This window comes from Marinimicrobium sp. UBA4209 (assembly GCF_002381585.1).
GTDB lineage: Bacteria > Pseudomonadota > Gammaproteobacteria > Pseudomonadales > Cellvibrionaceae > Marinimicrobium > Marinimicrobium koreense.
In genome coordinates this window covers 97,947-112,540 of sequence record NZ_DFTP01000103.1, presented here as the reverse complement: position 1 = coordinate 112,540, position 14,594 = coordinate 97,947, and the positions used below count along the sequence as shown (strand labels likewise).

General features: G+C 58.1%; 14 protein-coding genes and 1 riboswitch. Of the genes, 2 read left to right on the top strand and 12 right to left on the bottom strand.

Annotated features, from left to right (window positions below; all coding sequences use genetic code 11):
• The 5 genes from B3187_RS15265 to B3187_RS15245 form a co-directional block, all read right to left on the bottom strand.
• Positions 1-295, bottom strand: a 295-nt coding sequence (locus B3187_RS15265; protein WP_349678208.1) for an urea carboxylase-associated family protein, incomplete at its 3' end; no start/stop codon positions are given.
• 22 nt (positions 296-317) lie between these two features.
• Positions 318-1,037 (bottom strand): urea amidolyase associated protein UAAP1, encoded by a 720-nt coding sequence (locus B3187_RS15260; RefSeq protein WP_286807325.1) that lies wholly within the window; start codon positions 1,035-1,037, stop codon positions 318-320.
• On the bottom strand, positions 1,027-1,827 hold the full coding sequence (locus tag B3187_RS15255) for an ABC transporter ATP-binding protein (RefSeq protein WP_024461156.1): 801 nt from the start codon (positions 1,825-1,827) through the stop codon (positions 1,027-1,029). The genes B3187_RS15260 and B3187_RS15255 overlap by 11 nt, the downstream gene beginning before the upstream one ends.
• 6 nt (positions 1,828-1,833) lie before the next feature.
• Entirely contained in the window at positions 1,834-2,661 is an 828-nt protein-coding gene (locus tag B3187_RS15250) for an ABC transporter permease (RefSeq protein ID WP_123638201.1), read from the bottom strand.
• Positions 2,662-2,900: 239 nt separating this feature from the next.
• A riboswitch (guanidine-I (ykkC/yxkD leader) is annotated at positions 2,901-3,031 on the bottom strand.
• A gap of 330 nt (positions 3,032-3,361) precedes the next feature.
• Positions 3,362-3,655 carry a hypothetical protein gene (locus B3187_RS15245; RefSeq protein ID WP_286807324.1) on the bottom strand — a complete coding sequence of 98 codons (294 nt, stop codon included), beginning with the start codon at positions 3,653-3,655 and terminating at the stop codon, positions 3,362-3,364.
• Positions 3,656-3,863: 208 nt separating this feature from the next.
• Here B3187_RS15245 and B3187_RS15240 point away from each other — a divergent pair, with 208 nt between their 5' ends.
• Positions 3,864-4,028 carry a DUF1328 domain-containing protein gene (locus B3187_RS15240; protein ID WP_024461159.1) on the top strand — a complete coding sequence of 55 codons (165 nt, stop codon included), beginning with the start codon at positions 3,864-3,866 and terminating at the stop codon, positions 4,026-4,028.
• 73 nt (positions 4,029-4,101) lie between these two features.
• Here B3187_RS15240 and B3187_RS15235 read toward each other — a convergent pair whose 3' ends face one another.
• From B3187_RS15235 to B3187_RS15225, 3 genes are all read right to left on the bottom strand, one after another.
• A complete protein-coding gene (locus tag B3187_RS15235) occupies positions 4,102-4,389 on the bottom strand; it encodes a hypothetical protein (RefSeq protein ID WP_024461160.1) in 288 nt (95 codons plus the stop codon).
• Between the two features lie 71 nt (positions 4,390-4,460).
• The gene (locus B3187_RS15230; protein ID WP_286807322.1) at positions 4,461-6,047 is read right to left on the bottom strand and encodes a carbon-nitrogen hydrolase family protein; all 1,587 of its coding nucleotides are present in this window, start codon (positions 6,045-6,047) and stop codon (positions 4,461-4,463) included.
• 35 nt (positions 6,048-6,082) lie between these two features.
• Positions 6,083-7,426 carry an MFS transporter gene (locus B3187_RS15225; RefSeq protein WP_286807321.1) on the bottom strand — a complete coding sequence of 448 codons (1,344 nt, stop codon included), beginning with the start codon at positions 7,424-7,426 and terminating at the stop codon, positions 6,083-6,085.
• 114 nt (positions 7,427-7,540) lie between these two features.
• Here B3187_RS15225 and B3187_RS15220 point away from each other — a divergent pair, with 114 nt between their 5' ends.
• Positions 7,541-9,889 (top strand): fatty acid cis/trans isomerase, encoded by a 2,349-nt coding sequence (locus tag B3187_RS15220; RefSeq protein WP_286807320.1) that lies wholly within the window; start codon positions 7,541-7,543, stop codon positions 9,887-9,889.
• Positions 9,890-9,893: 4 nt separating this feature from the next.
• On the opposite strand, the gene B3187_RS15215 is transcribed toward B3187_RS15220, so the two are convergent.
• The 4 genes from B3187_RS15215 to hemN form a co-directional block, all read right to left on the bottom strand.
• Positions 9,894-11,570: a putative bifunctional diguanylate cyclase/phosphodiesterase gene (locus tag B3187_RS15215; protein WP_286807318.1), complete on the bottom strand. Its 1,677-nt coding sequence runs from the start codon at positions 11,568-11,570 to the stop codon at positions 9,894-9,896.
• Between the two features lie 180 nt (positions 11,571-11,750).
• Positions 11,751-12,026, bottom strand: a complete 276-nt coding sequence (locus B3187_RS15210; protein WP_286807317.1) for a helix-turn-helix domain-containing protein — start codon at positions 12,024-12,026, stop codon at positions 11,751-11,753.
• 177 nt (positions 12,027-12,203) lie between these two features.
• A complete protein-coding gene (locus B3187_RS15205) occupies positions 12,204-13,022 on the bottom strand; it encodes a zinc-dependent peptidase (RefSeq protein ID WP_286807316.1) in 819 nt (272 codons plus the stop codon).
• Between the two features lie 46 nt (positions 13,023-13,068).
• Positions 13,069-14,460, bottom strand: a complete 1,392-nt coding sequence (gene hemN, locus B3187_RS15200; protein ID WP_123638208.1) for an oxygen-independent coproporphyrinogen III oxidase — start codon at positions 14,458-14,460, stop codon at positions 13,069-13,071.
• Positions 14,461-14,594 lie beyond the last annotated feature (134 nt).

Sequence of the window (14,594 nt, the reverse complement as noted above, 5' to 3'; positions counted from 1 at the left end):
CGTGGCGGCCGCAGGTGTCGGCGACGATGTCGAGCATGACGCGGTTGTAGTTGGAACGCAGGCGGGTGCCGGCGCTCAGGTAGGCGTTGCCCTGTTCGCGGATGGTGTCCACGGCGCTGTAGCGCTCGGTGGGATCATCGGCGCTGTAGAACAGTGTGTCGGCGGCCTGGTTTCCTTCGAGGTCGAGGATGCGCAGGGTCTGGCCGGCTTTGATCACTTTCAGGTAGTAGTCGCCCGCGCCGACGGTGTCGCGGACGCTGGCGTCTTCGGGTTTGAGTGTGCTTTCTTTGATCATGGGTGTTCTCCTCTGCCCTGACTCATGCGCCCAGGTAATAGAGACGGTTGTTTTCAAAGCCGCGGCGGTTTTCCGGGCGGAAGTTTTTGCAGTAGTCGTCCTCGGTGACCGGGTCGGCCTGAAGCAGGCGTATGCCCACGGGCTTGCGTGGGTAATCGAGCGCCCGGTTCATGGGGTGTGGGCAGGAGTGCATTACTACCAGCGTGTCCATTTCAAACCGCAGCAGGACGCGGCTGCCCGCGCTCGAGTGGTTTTCTGTCAGTGCCAGGTTGCCTTCGGCATCCGGGGCGACTTTGCTGAACCAGTTTAGGTTGGCGGCCAGGTCTTTCGGGCCCAGTCCGTATTTTTCCAGCTCCACCAGAAAGCTGCTGGTGCCGTCCTGGTGCCACTGGTTCTGGTCGTTCTGATAATCGCGCTTGCCCCACTGCTCGGCCACTTGTTGCGCGTTACTGGTGCCGCAGACGGTTTCATGCCAGCCCAGGCTGTCTTCCACGATGGAGGCGAAAATCCGGCCCATGTCTGAATAAAGGCAGTGGCCGCGGGTGAGTTTGAAAGTGTGTTGACACTTGAGGGTATCCGGCGCGTTATAGCGTTCGAGCAGATTTTCCGGGTTGTAAAACAACATACCGACGTTGGCGCCGCCCTCGAGGTCGGTCAGTTCCAGCGCGGTGCCGCGCCGCAAGCGCAGGGACCAGTGGCTGGCCGGTGGCAGGGTGTACTCGTACAGAGCTTCATTGGCCATGGTGAAGCGTCTCCTTTTTCTGTTCGGTTTGATTCAGGTTGTCGTCAATGGTTTTCAGCAATGCTTCGTCCGTCTCACCCACCGGCAGGTCATAGGTTATCCGCGCGCCGTAAGCTTCGGGTTCGTGCGGATCAATCCGGTCTTTGTCGAACACCCAGAGCCGGGTGCCGAGATAGAAGCCTTCCTGAATGTCGTGAGTGATCATGAATACGGTCAGGTTCAGTTCGCGCCAGAGTTTGATCACCAGTTCATGCATGTCCTTCCGGATGCCGGGGTCCAGTGCGCCGAACGGTTCATCCAATAGCAGGATGCGTGGCTGTTTGATCAGCGACTGGGCGATGGCGAGTCGCTGTTGCATACCGCCGGACAATTCATGGGGGTATTTGTGCAGGGCGTGACTCAGCCCCACCGCCTCCAGCATGTCCTCCGCGGTCTGCCGGGCCTGCCTGCTGGCCCGACCAAACAGACGCGCCATCAGCGGGCTGCGCTCAAACTCCATGGAGAGCATCACGTTTTCCAGCGCCGTCATATGCGGGAATACCGAATAGCGCTGAAACACGATACCGCGATCGTCACCGGGCTCCGCCACCAGCGGTTTGCCATCGAGTTCGATCCCTCCCTGAGAGGGAGACTCGGTGCCCAGCAACAATTTCAGAAAGGTGGTCTTGCCACAGCCCGATGCGCCGACAATGGTAATGAACTCACCGCGCTCCACGGTTTTGTTCAGATTTTCCAGCACCACGGTGTCACCATAGCGCTTCCACAGCTTGTCAATTTTGATGTAACTCATAACACCTCAGTGGCCGCTGCCAGTTTGTGCGTGGAACCAGGGGAAGCAACGGCGCGAAAGCAACCGCAACAACAGGTCGATAACAAAGGCAAGAATTGTGATCCAGACCACATAGGGCAGGATGACATCCATGGACAGGTAACGACGTACCAGGAAAATGCGGTAACCAAGTCCATCGGTGGAGGCAATCGCTTCGGCGGCAATCAGAAACAACCAGGCCGATCCCAGAGACAGGCGCACGCTGGCGAGCAGGCGGGGCAGTATCTGAGGCAGAATCACCCGCTGGATGATCTGCCAACTGCTGGCGCCCAGGGTTTGCGCTTTGATGATCTGCTCGGCGGGAATTTCCTGCACTCGCTGCTGCATATCGCGACACAAAAACGGCGCCGTGCCAATGATGATCAACATGACTTTGGACAACTCACCCAGGCCAAACACAATAAAAAGAATGGGCAATATGGCCATGGGGGGCACCAGAGAGACGGCCGTCATCAAAGGCGACAGGTTGGCGCTTACATAGGGAATGGCACCGCTGAGCACCCCGAACACCAGAGCGAACACGGCGCTGATGGTCACGCCAATAGCCAGGCGTTGGAGACTGCTTTGGGTGTCTTGCCAGAACAGGTACTCGCCCGTTCGGGCGCTGGGTTCGAACGCCAGTCTTTCGATTGCCGCGCCAAAGCTGTCAAAAGAAGGTAACAACTTGTCGTTGGGATTTTCCGCCAGACGCGCGTTGGACGCCCCCACATAGAGGGCCAACAACAGCAGAAATGGCAGCAGTCCCAACAGCCAGCGGGCAACGCGATTGGGTTGTTGGTTGATCAGTCGCTTCATGCTTACCTCAGCGTGGATGAATTGGCTCTGGACCGGTATTCAATTACCGGCTGCCAGCAGCGGGAAGGGTTCGGGCGAGGCGACAAAAAAAGGTGACAAGGAAAAACCCGGGGGTTTTTACCTTGCCACAACAGTGGGTCGGAGAGGGAGAGTAGTACGGTGTGGTGCCTGACATGGTGAACCTCCAGCGGTTACACGGTTTCATGAACGAGGATTCAATGGCGACAGCGCCATCGCGAACCTCCCGGGCTTTTGTCCCGCCGTGTAACCTTGCACTGAAAATTCCCGTGTAAGGTCGGCTGCTCTCGGACCAGACACGCGAACCTGAACCTGTTCAAGTCATCACGCCGGAACCCTAGCGGCCTATTCAGCACTGCATCATCCGCCGCAGCGCCTTGGTCAAATTGTCTTTACTGAGTTGCTTCAACGGGGTGGTCCCATCGAATCCTCTGTGTACTAAAGAGTGAGCAATATGAATGCCAACCTTAAAAGGCGCCAAAATAGCGCTTTTGCGCCGTTTCCGCAGGACAGGAACACCGCCTTCCGCACCAATACGGTGCAATTCTGCGCAAGGAGGCACCAGAACAAGGCCTGACTGAGTGACACCTGGAGGACAAGGAGGATGGTATGGAGAGGGGGGGAAGAGCGCGCCCTTGAGCCACCATAGTGACCCCAGGGCGCTTACTACTACAATGATTACTTATTCAACGGCATCTTCGGCGTCATCTGCCGCATCTTCCATTGCATCACCGGCATCATCCACCGCGTCATCAATATTCTCGCCCGCTTCTTCTGCAGGCCCTTGATCACAGCCGGTCAGGAAAGCACCGCCGGAGAGAACCAGAAACATTGCCAGGGCCAGTGAGCGGACGCGCTTGGTCAGAAGGTTTTCTTCATTCATGGTGTTGACTCCTTCATTCGATAAAAAAGGGCTTATTGCTGCCCCATGGGTGCCGTATGCTTGCTGTTTTGGCGCGAAATGCAGCAATAACAAGCCATTTTCTGCCAAAACCCTACGGTACTGTTTATCTTAGGCCAAGATTGCGGAATTCAACAGTCGCCGCCGGAACAAGGCGCCAAATGAGACTTCACTCACAACTTTCGCCCTCGAATGCAACTTTCCTACCTCCTTACGTCCAATATTGTGAAGGCCGCGTTTTTGCCTATACTCACAAAACCTGCATCGTCAAAGGAGATTGCTTATGTTCAGCTGGGCATTTTTATTTCTGATTATTGCCATTGTTGCCGGGGTACTGGGATTGAGCGGCATTGCTGGCGCCGCAACCAACATTGCCTGGATTCTTTTTGTGGTCGGCGTGGTGCTGGCGATCGTGTTCGCCGTTGTCGGGCGAAAACCGCCGCTATAACCTCAATGATACCGGGACATTGAAGAATGAGCGCGCTGTAGTCGCAATGGCGCGCTCACTTTTTTCAGCACCGTCACGCTAATGCATAGTAACCAAAAATCACCGAAGCGATGACAATTCCCACGATCACCGGGGACTGATACCAAGGGAGCGTGATGGGCCGCTTACCGCTTTTGTCCTTGCGGCGTTTGCGTACCGCGTCGAGTTGTTCCCGGGTCGCAAACAGTTTCTCCGGAAAAACAAAGCAGAGGGTGCCGTATACAGCCAAAGGCACACTCAACAGATAATCGCCCAACACCAGAAACAGAATTGCCAGCCCCAGGCAAATGGCACCCACGGTGCGAGACTCTCGATGCTTCATATCAACGTGCTCCTCAATCAGATTATTGTTGGTCTGTCATCAAGGGCCCCATCCCTGGGGTTCTGAAACAACTATTGCTTTTTATCCCCTCGCCACTGCATCCGGTACAGGTCGTGCCGACGATCTTTCAGATTCTGCACAGTGCCGCTGTTGCGGGCCATGATCAATGACTCGGGACGCAAGTCGGCAAACGCCACGGTTTCGACATTGGGCGTTGTATCTGCCGCAATGCCATCCCGCGCGAAGGGAAAGTCACAGGGCGTCAGAATGCAGCTCTGCGCGTATTGAATGTCCATATTGGAGACGTTGGGCAGGTTACCCACATTACCGGACATGACCACGTACATCTGGTTTTCCACCGCACGGGCCTGACAACAGTAGCGCACGCGCAGATAGCTTTGCCGCTCATCGGTGCAGAAAGGTACAAACAGAATCTGAACCCCCTGATCCGCCAGGTGACGCCCCAATTCCGGGAACTCCGAGTCGTAGCAGATCAATACACCAATCGGGCCGCAGTCGGTATCGATGGCGGTCAGGCTGCTACCACCTTCAATGTCCCACCAATAGCGCTCGTTCGGCGTGGGGTGGATTTTGGGCTGCTCGAAGATCCGGCCGTCGCGCAGAAAAATATAGGAAATATTTTCAATACGGCCGTTCTCTACCCGAGTGGGGTGCGAGCCGGCGATGATATTGACGTTGTAGCTGAGCGCCATATCCCGGAACGCATCTTTAAGACGAGGCGTGTACTTGGTCAGCGCCTCAATCGACTCGAAAGGCGAAAGCTCCTGGTCCTCAATCGACAACAGCTGCAGTGTCAACAGTTCCGGAAAGACCACAAAGTCACTTTTGTAATCCGCCACGACGTCGACAAAGTATTCGATGTACTTCAGAAACTCAGCGAACGACGTGACCCGCCGCTGCATATATTGCACAGTGGCGATGCGCACGACGTCGGGCATCCGTACGCCGTATTTTTTCACCGGTTTCTCATCTTCCTGCGGTACTTTCGGGTTGTACCAGACCAGGTGGGCGGCGTAGTTCAGCGATTCGGTATCATCGTCGAGGTAATTGGGGATAACGCCAATCACCTCAAAGCCATTGCGCAGCTGGAACGACAGGACCGGGTCCTTGATCTGCTTGTGCACCACCTGATCGATATAGTTTTCTACCGAGCCGACTTTTTTCAGGCGCTTGTGCAGGTTGGGCATTCTCCCGGCAAACACCACGCCTTTCAGACCCAGGGACTGACACAACTTTTTCCGCTCGTTGTACAGACGCTGGCCGATGCGATAGCCGCGATAGGCGTTATCGATACAGACTTCCATACCGTACAACCAGTCGCCATGGATGTCGTGACGGGATGCAAAACCGTTGCCGGTAATTTCATTCCAGGTGTGCGTCTTCAGTGCCACATCACCGGAGATGCGGAAGGTCGCACAGTAACCCACCAGGGCATCCCCCACCATGACCACGATCTGCCCCTGGCGGAAGTTATTGATCTGCCCGACGATCGCCGCGCGCGGGTAGGTCTCCATTTTGAGCGGACCGTACACACGGTCAGCGAGCGCCACAATGGCGGGCACATCCGCCAGGGTGGCATTGCGCACGGTCAGGTGAGCACCGGGCTGCTGCAGTTTGTTTTCCTCTTTCTTCGCCATACTGTTAACTGCCTCTACAACAGGGGATCAGCGGTTCAGCCGCTGATCTCTTTCAAATTGAGTCCATACAGGGCGGCGATCAGGGATATCCCGCCCAGCAATGCAATCACACCCGCGACACCGATCCACGCGGTCAGCAGCCCCACGCTACCCAGGGCGAGCAATGCCAGCCCGATCAGCGTGTTGCTGACCGCCACATATTGCGCGCGGGTCTGCGCGGTGGCCATATCGACAAGATAGACCTTGCGGGCCAGGCGCGCCCCGCCGTGACAGATACTGATACCAAAGAACAGCAGAGCATGCACCCAGGGCGAGGCGAGCAGCGTCAGCTCCAGCCACGCCAGCAGCGCCGTCACGGCACAGAGTATCGCACCCCCAAAGGCCGCCAGCGCCATGGTCCAACGGCTGGAGCGGTCACTCAGTCGGCCCCACACCGGCGAGCTCAGGCTGGCCGCCAGGCCACTGGCAATGATCATCAGGCCCAGCCCCGCCGCGCTGCTGCCGGCGTGTTCCTGAGCGAGCAACACAAAAAACGGCGGGACCAGCGCGATACTCAGCAACAGCCCCCGGGCGAGCACAAAGCGCCGAAAGTCCCGATCGGTCACCACGATACCCAGACTGCGCAGGGCCACACTGACCGCGTTCCCACCGCCCTCGGTGGCCCCCGGCGCTTCCTGAATCTGGCTGAACGCCAGTAGCGACAGCAGCCATAACGCCGCTGCGCCACCGAGGAACAGGGTCAGGTTGACCGGCTCGGCACCCGTGCCAAATTCCGCATACAGGCCCACCAGCAAGGTGGCCACCCCGGCCACGCTGGCCGAGTAACCCATCAGCGCACCGCGCCGGGTTTTCGAGACGGTTTTTCCGAGCACATCTTTGGCGGCAACCGAGCAGAGCCCTCTTGCCAGGCTGTACACCACCAGGGCGCCGACGACGGCCCAGCCTACCTCAGAGCCCTGCAGCGTCCCGGCGGCCAGGGCCATGGCCGCCAGCGCCAGCATGGACAGAAAAGCACCCAGCAGCCAAACCACTTTGCGCCGGGCCAAGCGCCGGATAAAGGCCGCGACCATCAGTTGCGGAATCAACACCCCCGCCTCGCGGATAGGCACCAGAAAGCCGGCGAACCCCGATGAGGCCCCGGCCGCGCCGAGCAGCCAGGGCAAGATCAGTCGGGCACTGGAGAGCTCATCCGCCACTTTACTGAAGGTGTTGGCGACCAGGTAGGCAAAAAAGTTGCGCGGTTGATGTCGGCAGGCATCCTCGGGAATATCCTTACAGACCCGGGCATCCTCATCATCATTCAATTGTTCGTAAACCCGGCTCAGGCGGGGGTAATCGGGGTACAGAACCTCGGGCTTGACGGGCTGATGGTCACTCACAGGCACTTTCTCTCCGGTCTGGTGTAGGCCGCCGCTCAGTATCGGTGCTTATCCGAATGATGTAAACCACGGCCTGTTATACTCCCGGGATAATGCACGACCAAGGATCTTCCCATGGCAACTGGACACTGGCTGACCCGGGGCTCACTGGTGACGCTCATACTGATCGTCATTGGCTGCAGCGCGATCGGCCACCAACTGTGGAATCAACGCTATGGCGCCCCCACCCCCCGGGAGCCACTGCGCAATGCGTCGGAGGACGACCGGTTCCAGGAACATATCAAACCGCTGCTCGAGCACCGCTGTACCGTCTGTCACGGCTGCTACGACGCGCCCTGTCAGCTGAAAATGGAAGCCCGGGAAGGTCTGTTCCGGGGTGCCCACGAGGACAAGGTGTACGACGGTACCCGCCTGCTCGGTGCCGAGCTCACCCGGCTGTTTGAAGATGCGGACAGCACCGCGCAGTGGCGAGAGAAAGGCTTCTTCCCGGTCATCAACGAGCGCGCCGACAGTGCCCAAGCCAATCTCCAGGGTAGCGTGCTCGCGCGCATGCTCCAGCTCAAACGGCAGCACCCCTTGCCCACCCAGGCCGTGCTGCCCGACAGTTTCGATTTTTCCCTTAACCGAGACTGGCACTGCCCCAAGGCCGAGACCTTCGACAGCTATGCCGAGGACTACCCACTGTGGGGCATGCCCTACGGGCTACCGGGGCTGTCCGAGCGCGAGCACAACCGCCTGATCCACTGGCTGGAAGATGGCGCCCCCGCCGGGGCCCCCAAACCCATTGGCCCCGAGTTGCAACAGACCGTTCAGCAGTGGGAGCATTTTTTTAACGCCGACTCCCTCAAAGCCCGGTTGACCAACCGCTACCTGTACGAGCACCTCTTTCTGGCCAATCTGCATTTTGAGGCAAACCCCACCGTGTTTTTCAAATTGGTCCGCTCCGGCACGCCCCCCGGCGAGCCCATCGAGCGCATCAGCACCCGCCGCCCCTTCGATGACCCGGGGGTGGACCGGGTGTACTACCGTCTCTGGCGGGACCCGAGCAGCATTGTGGTGAAAAACCACCTGCCCTACGCCCTGACGCCCGAGCGCATGGCCCACTGGCGAGAATGGTTTCTGGACGCGGATTACGCGGTCACCGAACTGCCGGGTTACCAGTCCGAACAGGCGGCCAATCCCTTTGCGACCTTTGTGGATCTGCCAGTAAAGGCCCGCTACCAGTTTTTGCTGGATGAAGCCGAGTTCACCATCATGAATTTCATCAAGGGCCCGGTGTGTCGAGGCCAGGTGGCCCTCAATGTGATTCAGGATCACTTCTGGGTCAGCTTTGTAGACCCGGCGTTTACCGCCGATAAATGGGATGGAGAGTTTCTAGCCAACAACAGCGAGCACCTGAAACTGCCTGCCGGAGTCGGCAACACCCTGCTGCCAATGACCAATTGGCGGCGCTACTCACAGTTGCAGAAAGATTACCTGGCCGCCAAAGCCACCCACCTGTCCGACAAGTTTGGCGAACGTGAACCGCTCAGCATGGAAATGATCTGGGATGGCGAGGGCCAAAACACCAACGCCGCTCTGACCATTTTCCGACACACCGACAGTGCCAGCGTGCACCGCGGTTTTATCGGGCCCGAGCCGAAAACCAGCTGGGTGATCGACTATCCCCTGTTGGAGCGGATTCACTACCTGCTGGTGGCGGGCTTTGATGTCTACGGCAACACCTCCCACCAACTGCTGAGCCGGCTGTATATGGACTTCCTGCGCATGGAAGGCGAGATGAACTTCATCAACTTCCTGCCCGAGCCAGTCCAGGAGCCGACCATTGCCCACTGGTATCGGGACGCCGAAGAAGACCTCAAAGAATACCTGGACGTTTACCAGAACAACCTCCAGGTAGAGACCGCTCTGGAATACCCGTCGGGCCAGGACCACCAACGGCGACTCTACCAGTTGTTGATCAGACGGCTTCAGCCGGTCCTCTCCGGCGAGCACCAGTTGGACGAACTGGCGCTGAATGAGCGCACCAGAGAAGCGCTGCAGACACTGCACTCATTGGAGGGAGAGGCCCTGCGGGTACTGCCGCCGACAACGGTCATCTATGTGCCCGATAGCGCGTTGTTCACACTGATTCACCACAACGCCTACAGCAACCTGTCATCGCTGTTTATGGAGCAGGAGCGACGCCTGCCGAAGGAGGACACACTGAGTGTGGCGGCGGGCATCATCGGAAGCTACCCGAACAGCTTCCTGATGATGGATGAGCGGGACATTCCGGCCTTCGTGAATCAGGTGCGGGCCATGAGCGACGAGCGGGACTACCGGAAGCTGAAGGATCGCTACGGGGTGCGCCGCAGCGATCCAAATTTCTGGGAAATCAGTGACGACATCCACGTGCTCTATCGTGAGCGCGCGGGAGTACAGGCAGGACTATTGGATTACAACCGGCTGGAAAACCGATAGAGCGTCAGTCATCCACCGGGCGATAGTGTTCACACCAGGCGGCAAACTGCCGACTCGGTAAGGCGGGCGTAAAGAAAAATCCCTGCACCTGATCGCAGCCCATCGATCGGAGCAGCCGGTACTGCTCCGCATTTTCCACCCCCTCGGCGGTAACCACCAGATCGAGGGCATGCCCCATATCCACCAGGCTGGCCATCAGTTTGCGGGAGCGTTCCTGGCTCTCCAAAGGTTGAACAAACGCCCGATCAATCTTGATCCCGGTGATCGGTAGGTGCTGCAGGTACTCAAACGAGGCAAAGCCGGTACCAAAATCATCGATACTGACGGAAAATCCCATGGCCCTGAGCCGCTCAATAGCAACTCGAGCCGCCTCCAGATTCTGAATCAGAGCGCTTTCGGTCACCTCGACTTCAATGTGCGCCGGCGCCACCCCCAGGCGACGGACCTGCTGTTCGAGGAAAGTCGGCATACGCTCATCCATCAGGTTCCGGGCGGAAAAATTGATGCTGACCGGGTGGGACTGCCAGGACACAAATTCACAGGCCGCCCGGCTGACAAATTCGGTCACCGGCCCAATCAGGGTCGTATTCTCCACTTTGGGCATAAACTGGCCGGGGGGAATCAATTGCCGCTCGCTGTCACGCCAGCGGATCAGCGCTTCACTGCCCACCAGCGCACCGTCACGCAGGCGTACCTTGGGCTGATAGTGCAGCTCGAATTCACCGCGCTCCAGTCCGCGCCGGACGTTGGAAATCAGGGTAATATGGGACAGCTTTTTCTTGGACAAATCGGAATGATAAGGGCAGTAGCTCACGCCTTTGCGAATGGCCGAGAAGAGCGCAATGCGCGCTTCACTGATCAGCTCATCCGTCGCCGAGCCCAGCCCCGATTTGAAGGCGCTGCCCAGGACCAGCTGCACCCGGACCGGTACCGATTGAACGACCAGGTTGTCTTCCCCGGCTTCGATGATGCGCCGGGCCATTGCTTCGAGCAACACCTCATCGGCCCCGGGCAACAGCACAATAAGTTCAGAAACACTGAACCGGTACACACTGGAATCACCGCCAACGAGGTGGCGCAGACGCTCGCCCACGAGCCCCGCCAGCTCATCCGACGCATCCGCCCCCATGGCCTCCAGCACGTCGGTAATATCGGTCAGGCGAACAATGATCAGCCCAACCGGTGCCTCTCGCCTCCCCTCACTGTTCTTCCAGGCATGAAGATCCTGATCGAGGGCCGCCTGATTGGGCAGACCCGAGCGAGGGTCGGTGCGCACCAGCGCCTCCCGTTCGCGATAGGCGCCCCGCAGGCTTTGAAACAGGCCGCCGGCGACGCCGCCCAGCAAAAGGTACAGCCCCATGCGCAGCAGCCAGTTGACCGGCTCCTGCATCACCGCCTGTTCCACATTCAGCGGCATCATCGCCATCAGCGTACTGGCCAGCAGCGCCGAGAGGAGTCCGCCGGCCAGGCCGTACCAGGCCGAAGCAAACAAAACGGGAATCAACATCAGGTAGGGATAAGCGTACGCCGTACCGCCGGTCTGATAGACCGTCAAGGTCCCGAGCGCCAGCAGCGCCAGAATGAAAAGAAGACAGTATAAATGACCTATGTCCTGAGGACCGGCCAGAATATTGACCGTCGCCAGATGGCGACGCTTCCGTAAATCCTCTGCTATATCCATTCTCTCCCCTCCCGAGCCCGCCCCCAAGCGGGAGCCGGATGAACATCCAATACAAGCTTAGAACAAAAGAAAAGCGTTGTGAGAGTTCTGGCCGCACAAAAGCCGAACGAATGGGCCATTCAAGGAAGAGTGTGGCATCTACTATTCAGATATACAAATAGGGAGAGAAGTCCCGGTCAGTTACTCCTCTTCATCCACCGGGGCCAGGTCGTGTCTTGCCAGGTGTGCTTCAAAGCGGCGTATCAAGGTGCGCAGACTGACCCCGAACACCCGACACAAGTCCAGCAGTTGAATCAGGTCGAGGCGACGAACACCCCGCTCCACATCACTTATGAAAGACTGAGGTCGACCCAATGCCTGTGAACATTGTGTCTGTGTCAAGCCAGCCTCAGAGCGCAGTTCTTTGAGCACTTCCAGCAACACTTTTGTTTCCGTTCTGTACAGCGATTTGGACATGGTTTCCTACCAAACTCGTGAGCAAGACTGCAATTTATCGTCACAGAGCTGATATCTGATTAATAGATACAAATCAGATGAAACTTTTAGCCATTCAAAACCCGACTACTGTTAACTGTAGCAGTTATAACGGAAAGCAGACGTCAAAATATTGTCAGAAAACGGCGGCTCGACGGGTCAGCGGACCCACAGAAAAGGGTCCAGATGGAACAACTGTTTTAACTCACGGTACACCAGGGGATAGGCGTAATACAAAGTCTCCGGACGCACGAAAAATGTTTCGCAGATCACCGAGAAAAACTCTTCCGGATTGGTTGCGGCGTATGAATCAATCATTTGCGCCGATTCAGAATTCGACTGACTCACATCATCGAAGGCCGCGGACATGATGTCGGCCCATCGCTGAACACTCTGGGGATCGCGCAACGGTGGCGTACCGTCCATCACGCCGTCGTAACCATCCAACTGATGGGCGTATTCGTGAATCACCAGGCAGTGGCTGTCTTCGCCGCGCAGGTCCTGTTCGATGTCCGCCCAGGAGAGCACCACCTTGCCCTGCTCCCAGGACTCCCCCAGCAACTCCTGACGCTCATAGGCGACCAATCCCAACTCATCGACCACCTCACCCTCGCGCACGAACGCCTCGGGATACAGCAACACCACCGGAAAGCCGGACCACTGCATGCAACCTTCACCGGCATTCATCAACGCCGCCTGAGCGAGAGTCAGCACGCGCATGGGCTCGGTCACGGTAAGGCCATTACAGCCGTAAAAACGGGTATGGGCGAGCATCACCTGCAACTGGCGATGCAGGTTGAGGCGCACCGGCTCGGGAAGGTAGGGGTACAACCACCAGCGGTCCTGCAGCCACTGCTGCCAACTGGCCGGCAGGGGTTGCTCGGCCAGTGCACGGCTGTGTCGATAGCGACGAATCGGGGCGTACACCAGCGCCGCCACCAGAACCCCGGTGAGTAAAAACAGCCAGAACAGTGCCACCACACGCCTCCCGATCAGTACTGGGAAGCATTGTACACGGATTGGCTCAGATCACTTTCGAATAGCGAATCTGGTTGCCAGTATCCAGGTATTGATCGAAGACCATGCACACGCGACGAATCAAAAGCCGCCCCTTGTTCAGCACGGTAATACCGGCCGGGGTAACCTCGATCAATCCGTCTTCCACCATGGGCGCCAACTGGGCCAGCTCATCCCGAAAATACTGATTGGGGTTGATGCCAAAGCGTTCGTAGAGTTGGCCAAAGCTGAGCTTGAAGTGACAGATCAACTGGTTGATCACCGCGCGGCGCAAATGATCTTCGGGCTGCAGGCGCACGCCTTTGATCAACGCGGGGCGCCCTTCATCGATGCGCGTCTGATACTCCTCCACTTTCTTGGCATTCTGGATGTAGGTGCTACCGTAATAACTGATCGCCGACACGCCAAAGGCGATCAGATCACACTCGGCGTGAGTCGAGTAACCCTGAAAGTTGCGTTGCAGTCGGCCTTCCTGCTGCGCCTTGACCAGGCTGTCGTCCGGCTTGGCGAAGTGATCCATGCCAATATACACATAACCCGCCGACTGCAGACGCTCAATGGCTTCGTGCAGAATGGCGAGTTTGTCCTGAGGCGAAGGCAGGTCCGATTCGTGAATCAGACGCTGGCTTTTGAACAGGTGCGGCAAGTGGGCATAGTTGAACAGGGACAACCGATCCGGGCCCAGGTCAATCACCTGATCCAGGGTTTCTTTTACACTGGCACGGGTCTGCAGCGGCAGGCCGTAAATCAGATCCATGCTGATGGACTGGTAGCCCTGATCCCGCGCCACATCCACCAGCTCGCGTACCTGCTCGACGCTGTTATAACGGTTGACCGCGCGCTGCACCTCGGGATTGAAGTCCTGCACCCCCATGCTGACCCGGTTGAACCCCAACTGACGCATGTGAACCAGCTTACCCACCGACATACGCCCCGGGTGTACCTCCACGGAGTACTCCCCTTCGTCGTTATCCAGCAGTTGAAAGTGCCGACGGGTCGCATCCATCAGCCAGGTCATCTCGTCTTCACTGATGTAGGTAGGTGTGCCACCGCCCCAGTGCAACTGGCTCACCGGGCGATCGGTATCGAACACCTCGGCCTGCAGGGCCATCTCCCGATCCACGCGCTCCAGGTAGGGCATGGCCCGGCTGCGCTTGTGGGTCACGATTTTGTTGCAGGCGCAGTAAAAGCAGAGGGTGTCGCAGAAGGGAATATGAAAATACAGGGATAGCGGCTTGCCGCTGCGGTTGCTGCGCGCCACGGCCTCGAGCCATTGTTGACGGGAGAAGTCGTCCCGGAACTGGGGCGCGGTGGGGTAGGAGGTGTAGCGCGGTCCGCTCAGGTCGTAGCGGTCGATGACGGACTGATCCCAGGCGAGAGGCTCTTGGTATAAGGACATGGTGTGGCTCGGTTTGTTGACGTGGGCGTTAGTCTAGGGCGATGGGAATAGGGCGGCGTTGACTTCGGTCAAGCCAGTGTCATTACGTCACCTCCGGCTACGGCGGATGCGGCCTTTGGCCTTATCCGCCCTAC

What these genes read in the sequence shown, in the direction of transcription:
- B3187_RS15260 (WP_286807325.1), bottom strand. Translation starts at nt 1,037, where the DNA reads ATGGCCAATGAAGCTCTGTACGAGTACACCCTGCCACCGGCCAGCCAC.
- B3187_RS15210 (WP_286807317.1), bottom strand. Translation starts at nt 12,026, where the DNA reads ATGTCCAAATCGCTGTACAGAACGGAAACAAAAGTGTTGCTGGAAGTG.
- B3187_RS15215 (WP_286807318.1), bottom strand. Translation starts at nt 11,570, where the DNA reads ATGGATATAGCAGAGGATTTACGGAAGCGTCGCCATCTGGCGACGGTC.
- hemN (WP_123638208.1), bottom strand. Translation starts at nt 14,460, where the DNA reads ATGTCCTTATACCAAGAGCCTCTCGCCTGGGATCAGTCCGTCATCGAC.
- B3187_RS15230 (WP_286807322.1), bottom strand. Translation starts at nt 6,047, where the DNA reads ATGGCGAAGAAAGAGGAAAACAAACTGCAGCAGCCCGGTGCTCACCTG.
- B3187_RS15220 (WP_286807320.1), top strand. Translation starts at nt 7,541, where the DNA reads ATGGCAACTGGACACTGGCTGACCCGGGGCTCACTGGTGACGCTCATA.
- B3187_RS15235 (WP_024461160.1), bottom strand. Translation starts at nt 4,389, where the DNA reads ATGAAGCATCGAGAGTCTCGCACCGTGGGTGCCATTTGCCTGGGGCTG.
- B3187_RS15240 (WP_024461159.1), top strand. Translation starts at nt 3,864, where the DNA reads ATGTTCAGCTGGGCATTTTTATTTCTGATTATTGCCATTGTTGCCGGG.
- B3187_RS15255 (WP_024461156.1), bottom strand. Translation starts at nt 1,827, where the DNA reads ATGAGTTACATCAAAATTGACAAGCTGTGGAAGCGCTATGGTGACACC.
- B3187_RS15250 (WP_123638201.1), bottom strand. Translation starts at nt 2,661, where the DNA reads ATGAAGCGACTGATCAACCAACAACCCAATCGCGTTGCCCGCTGGCTG.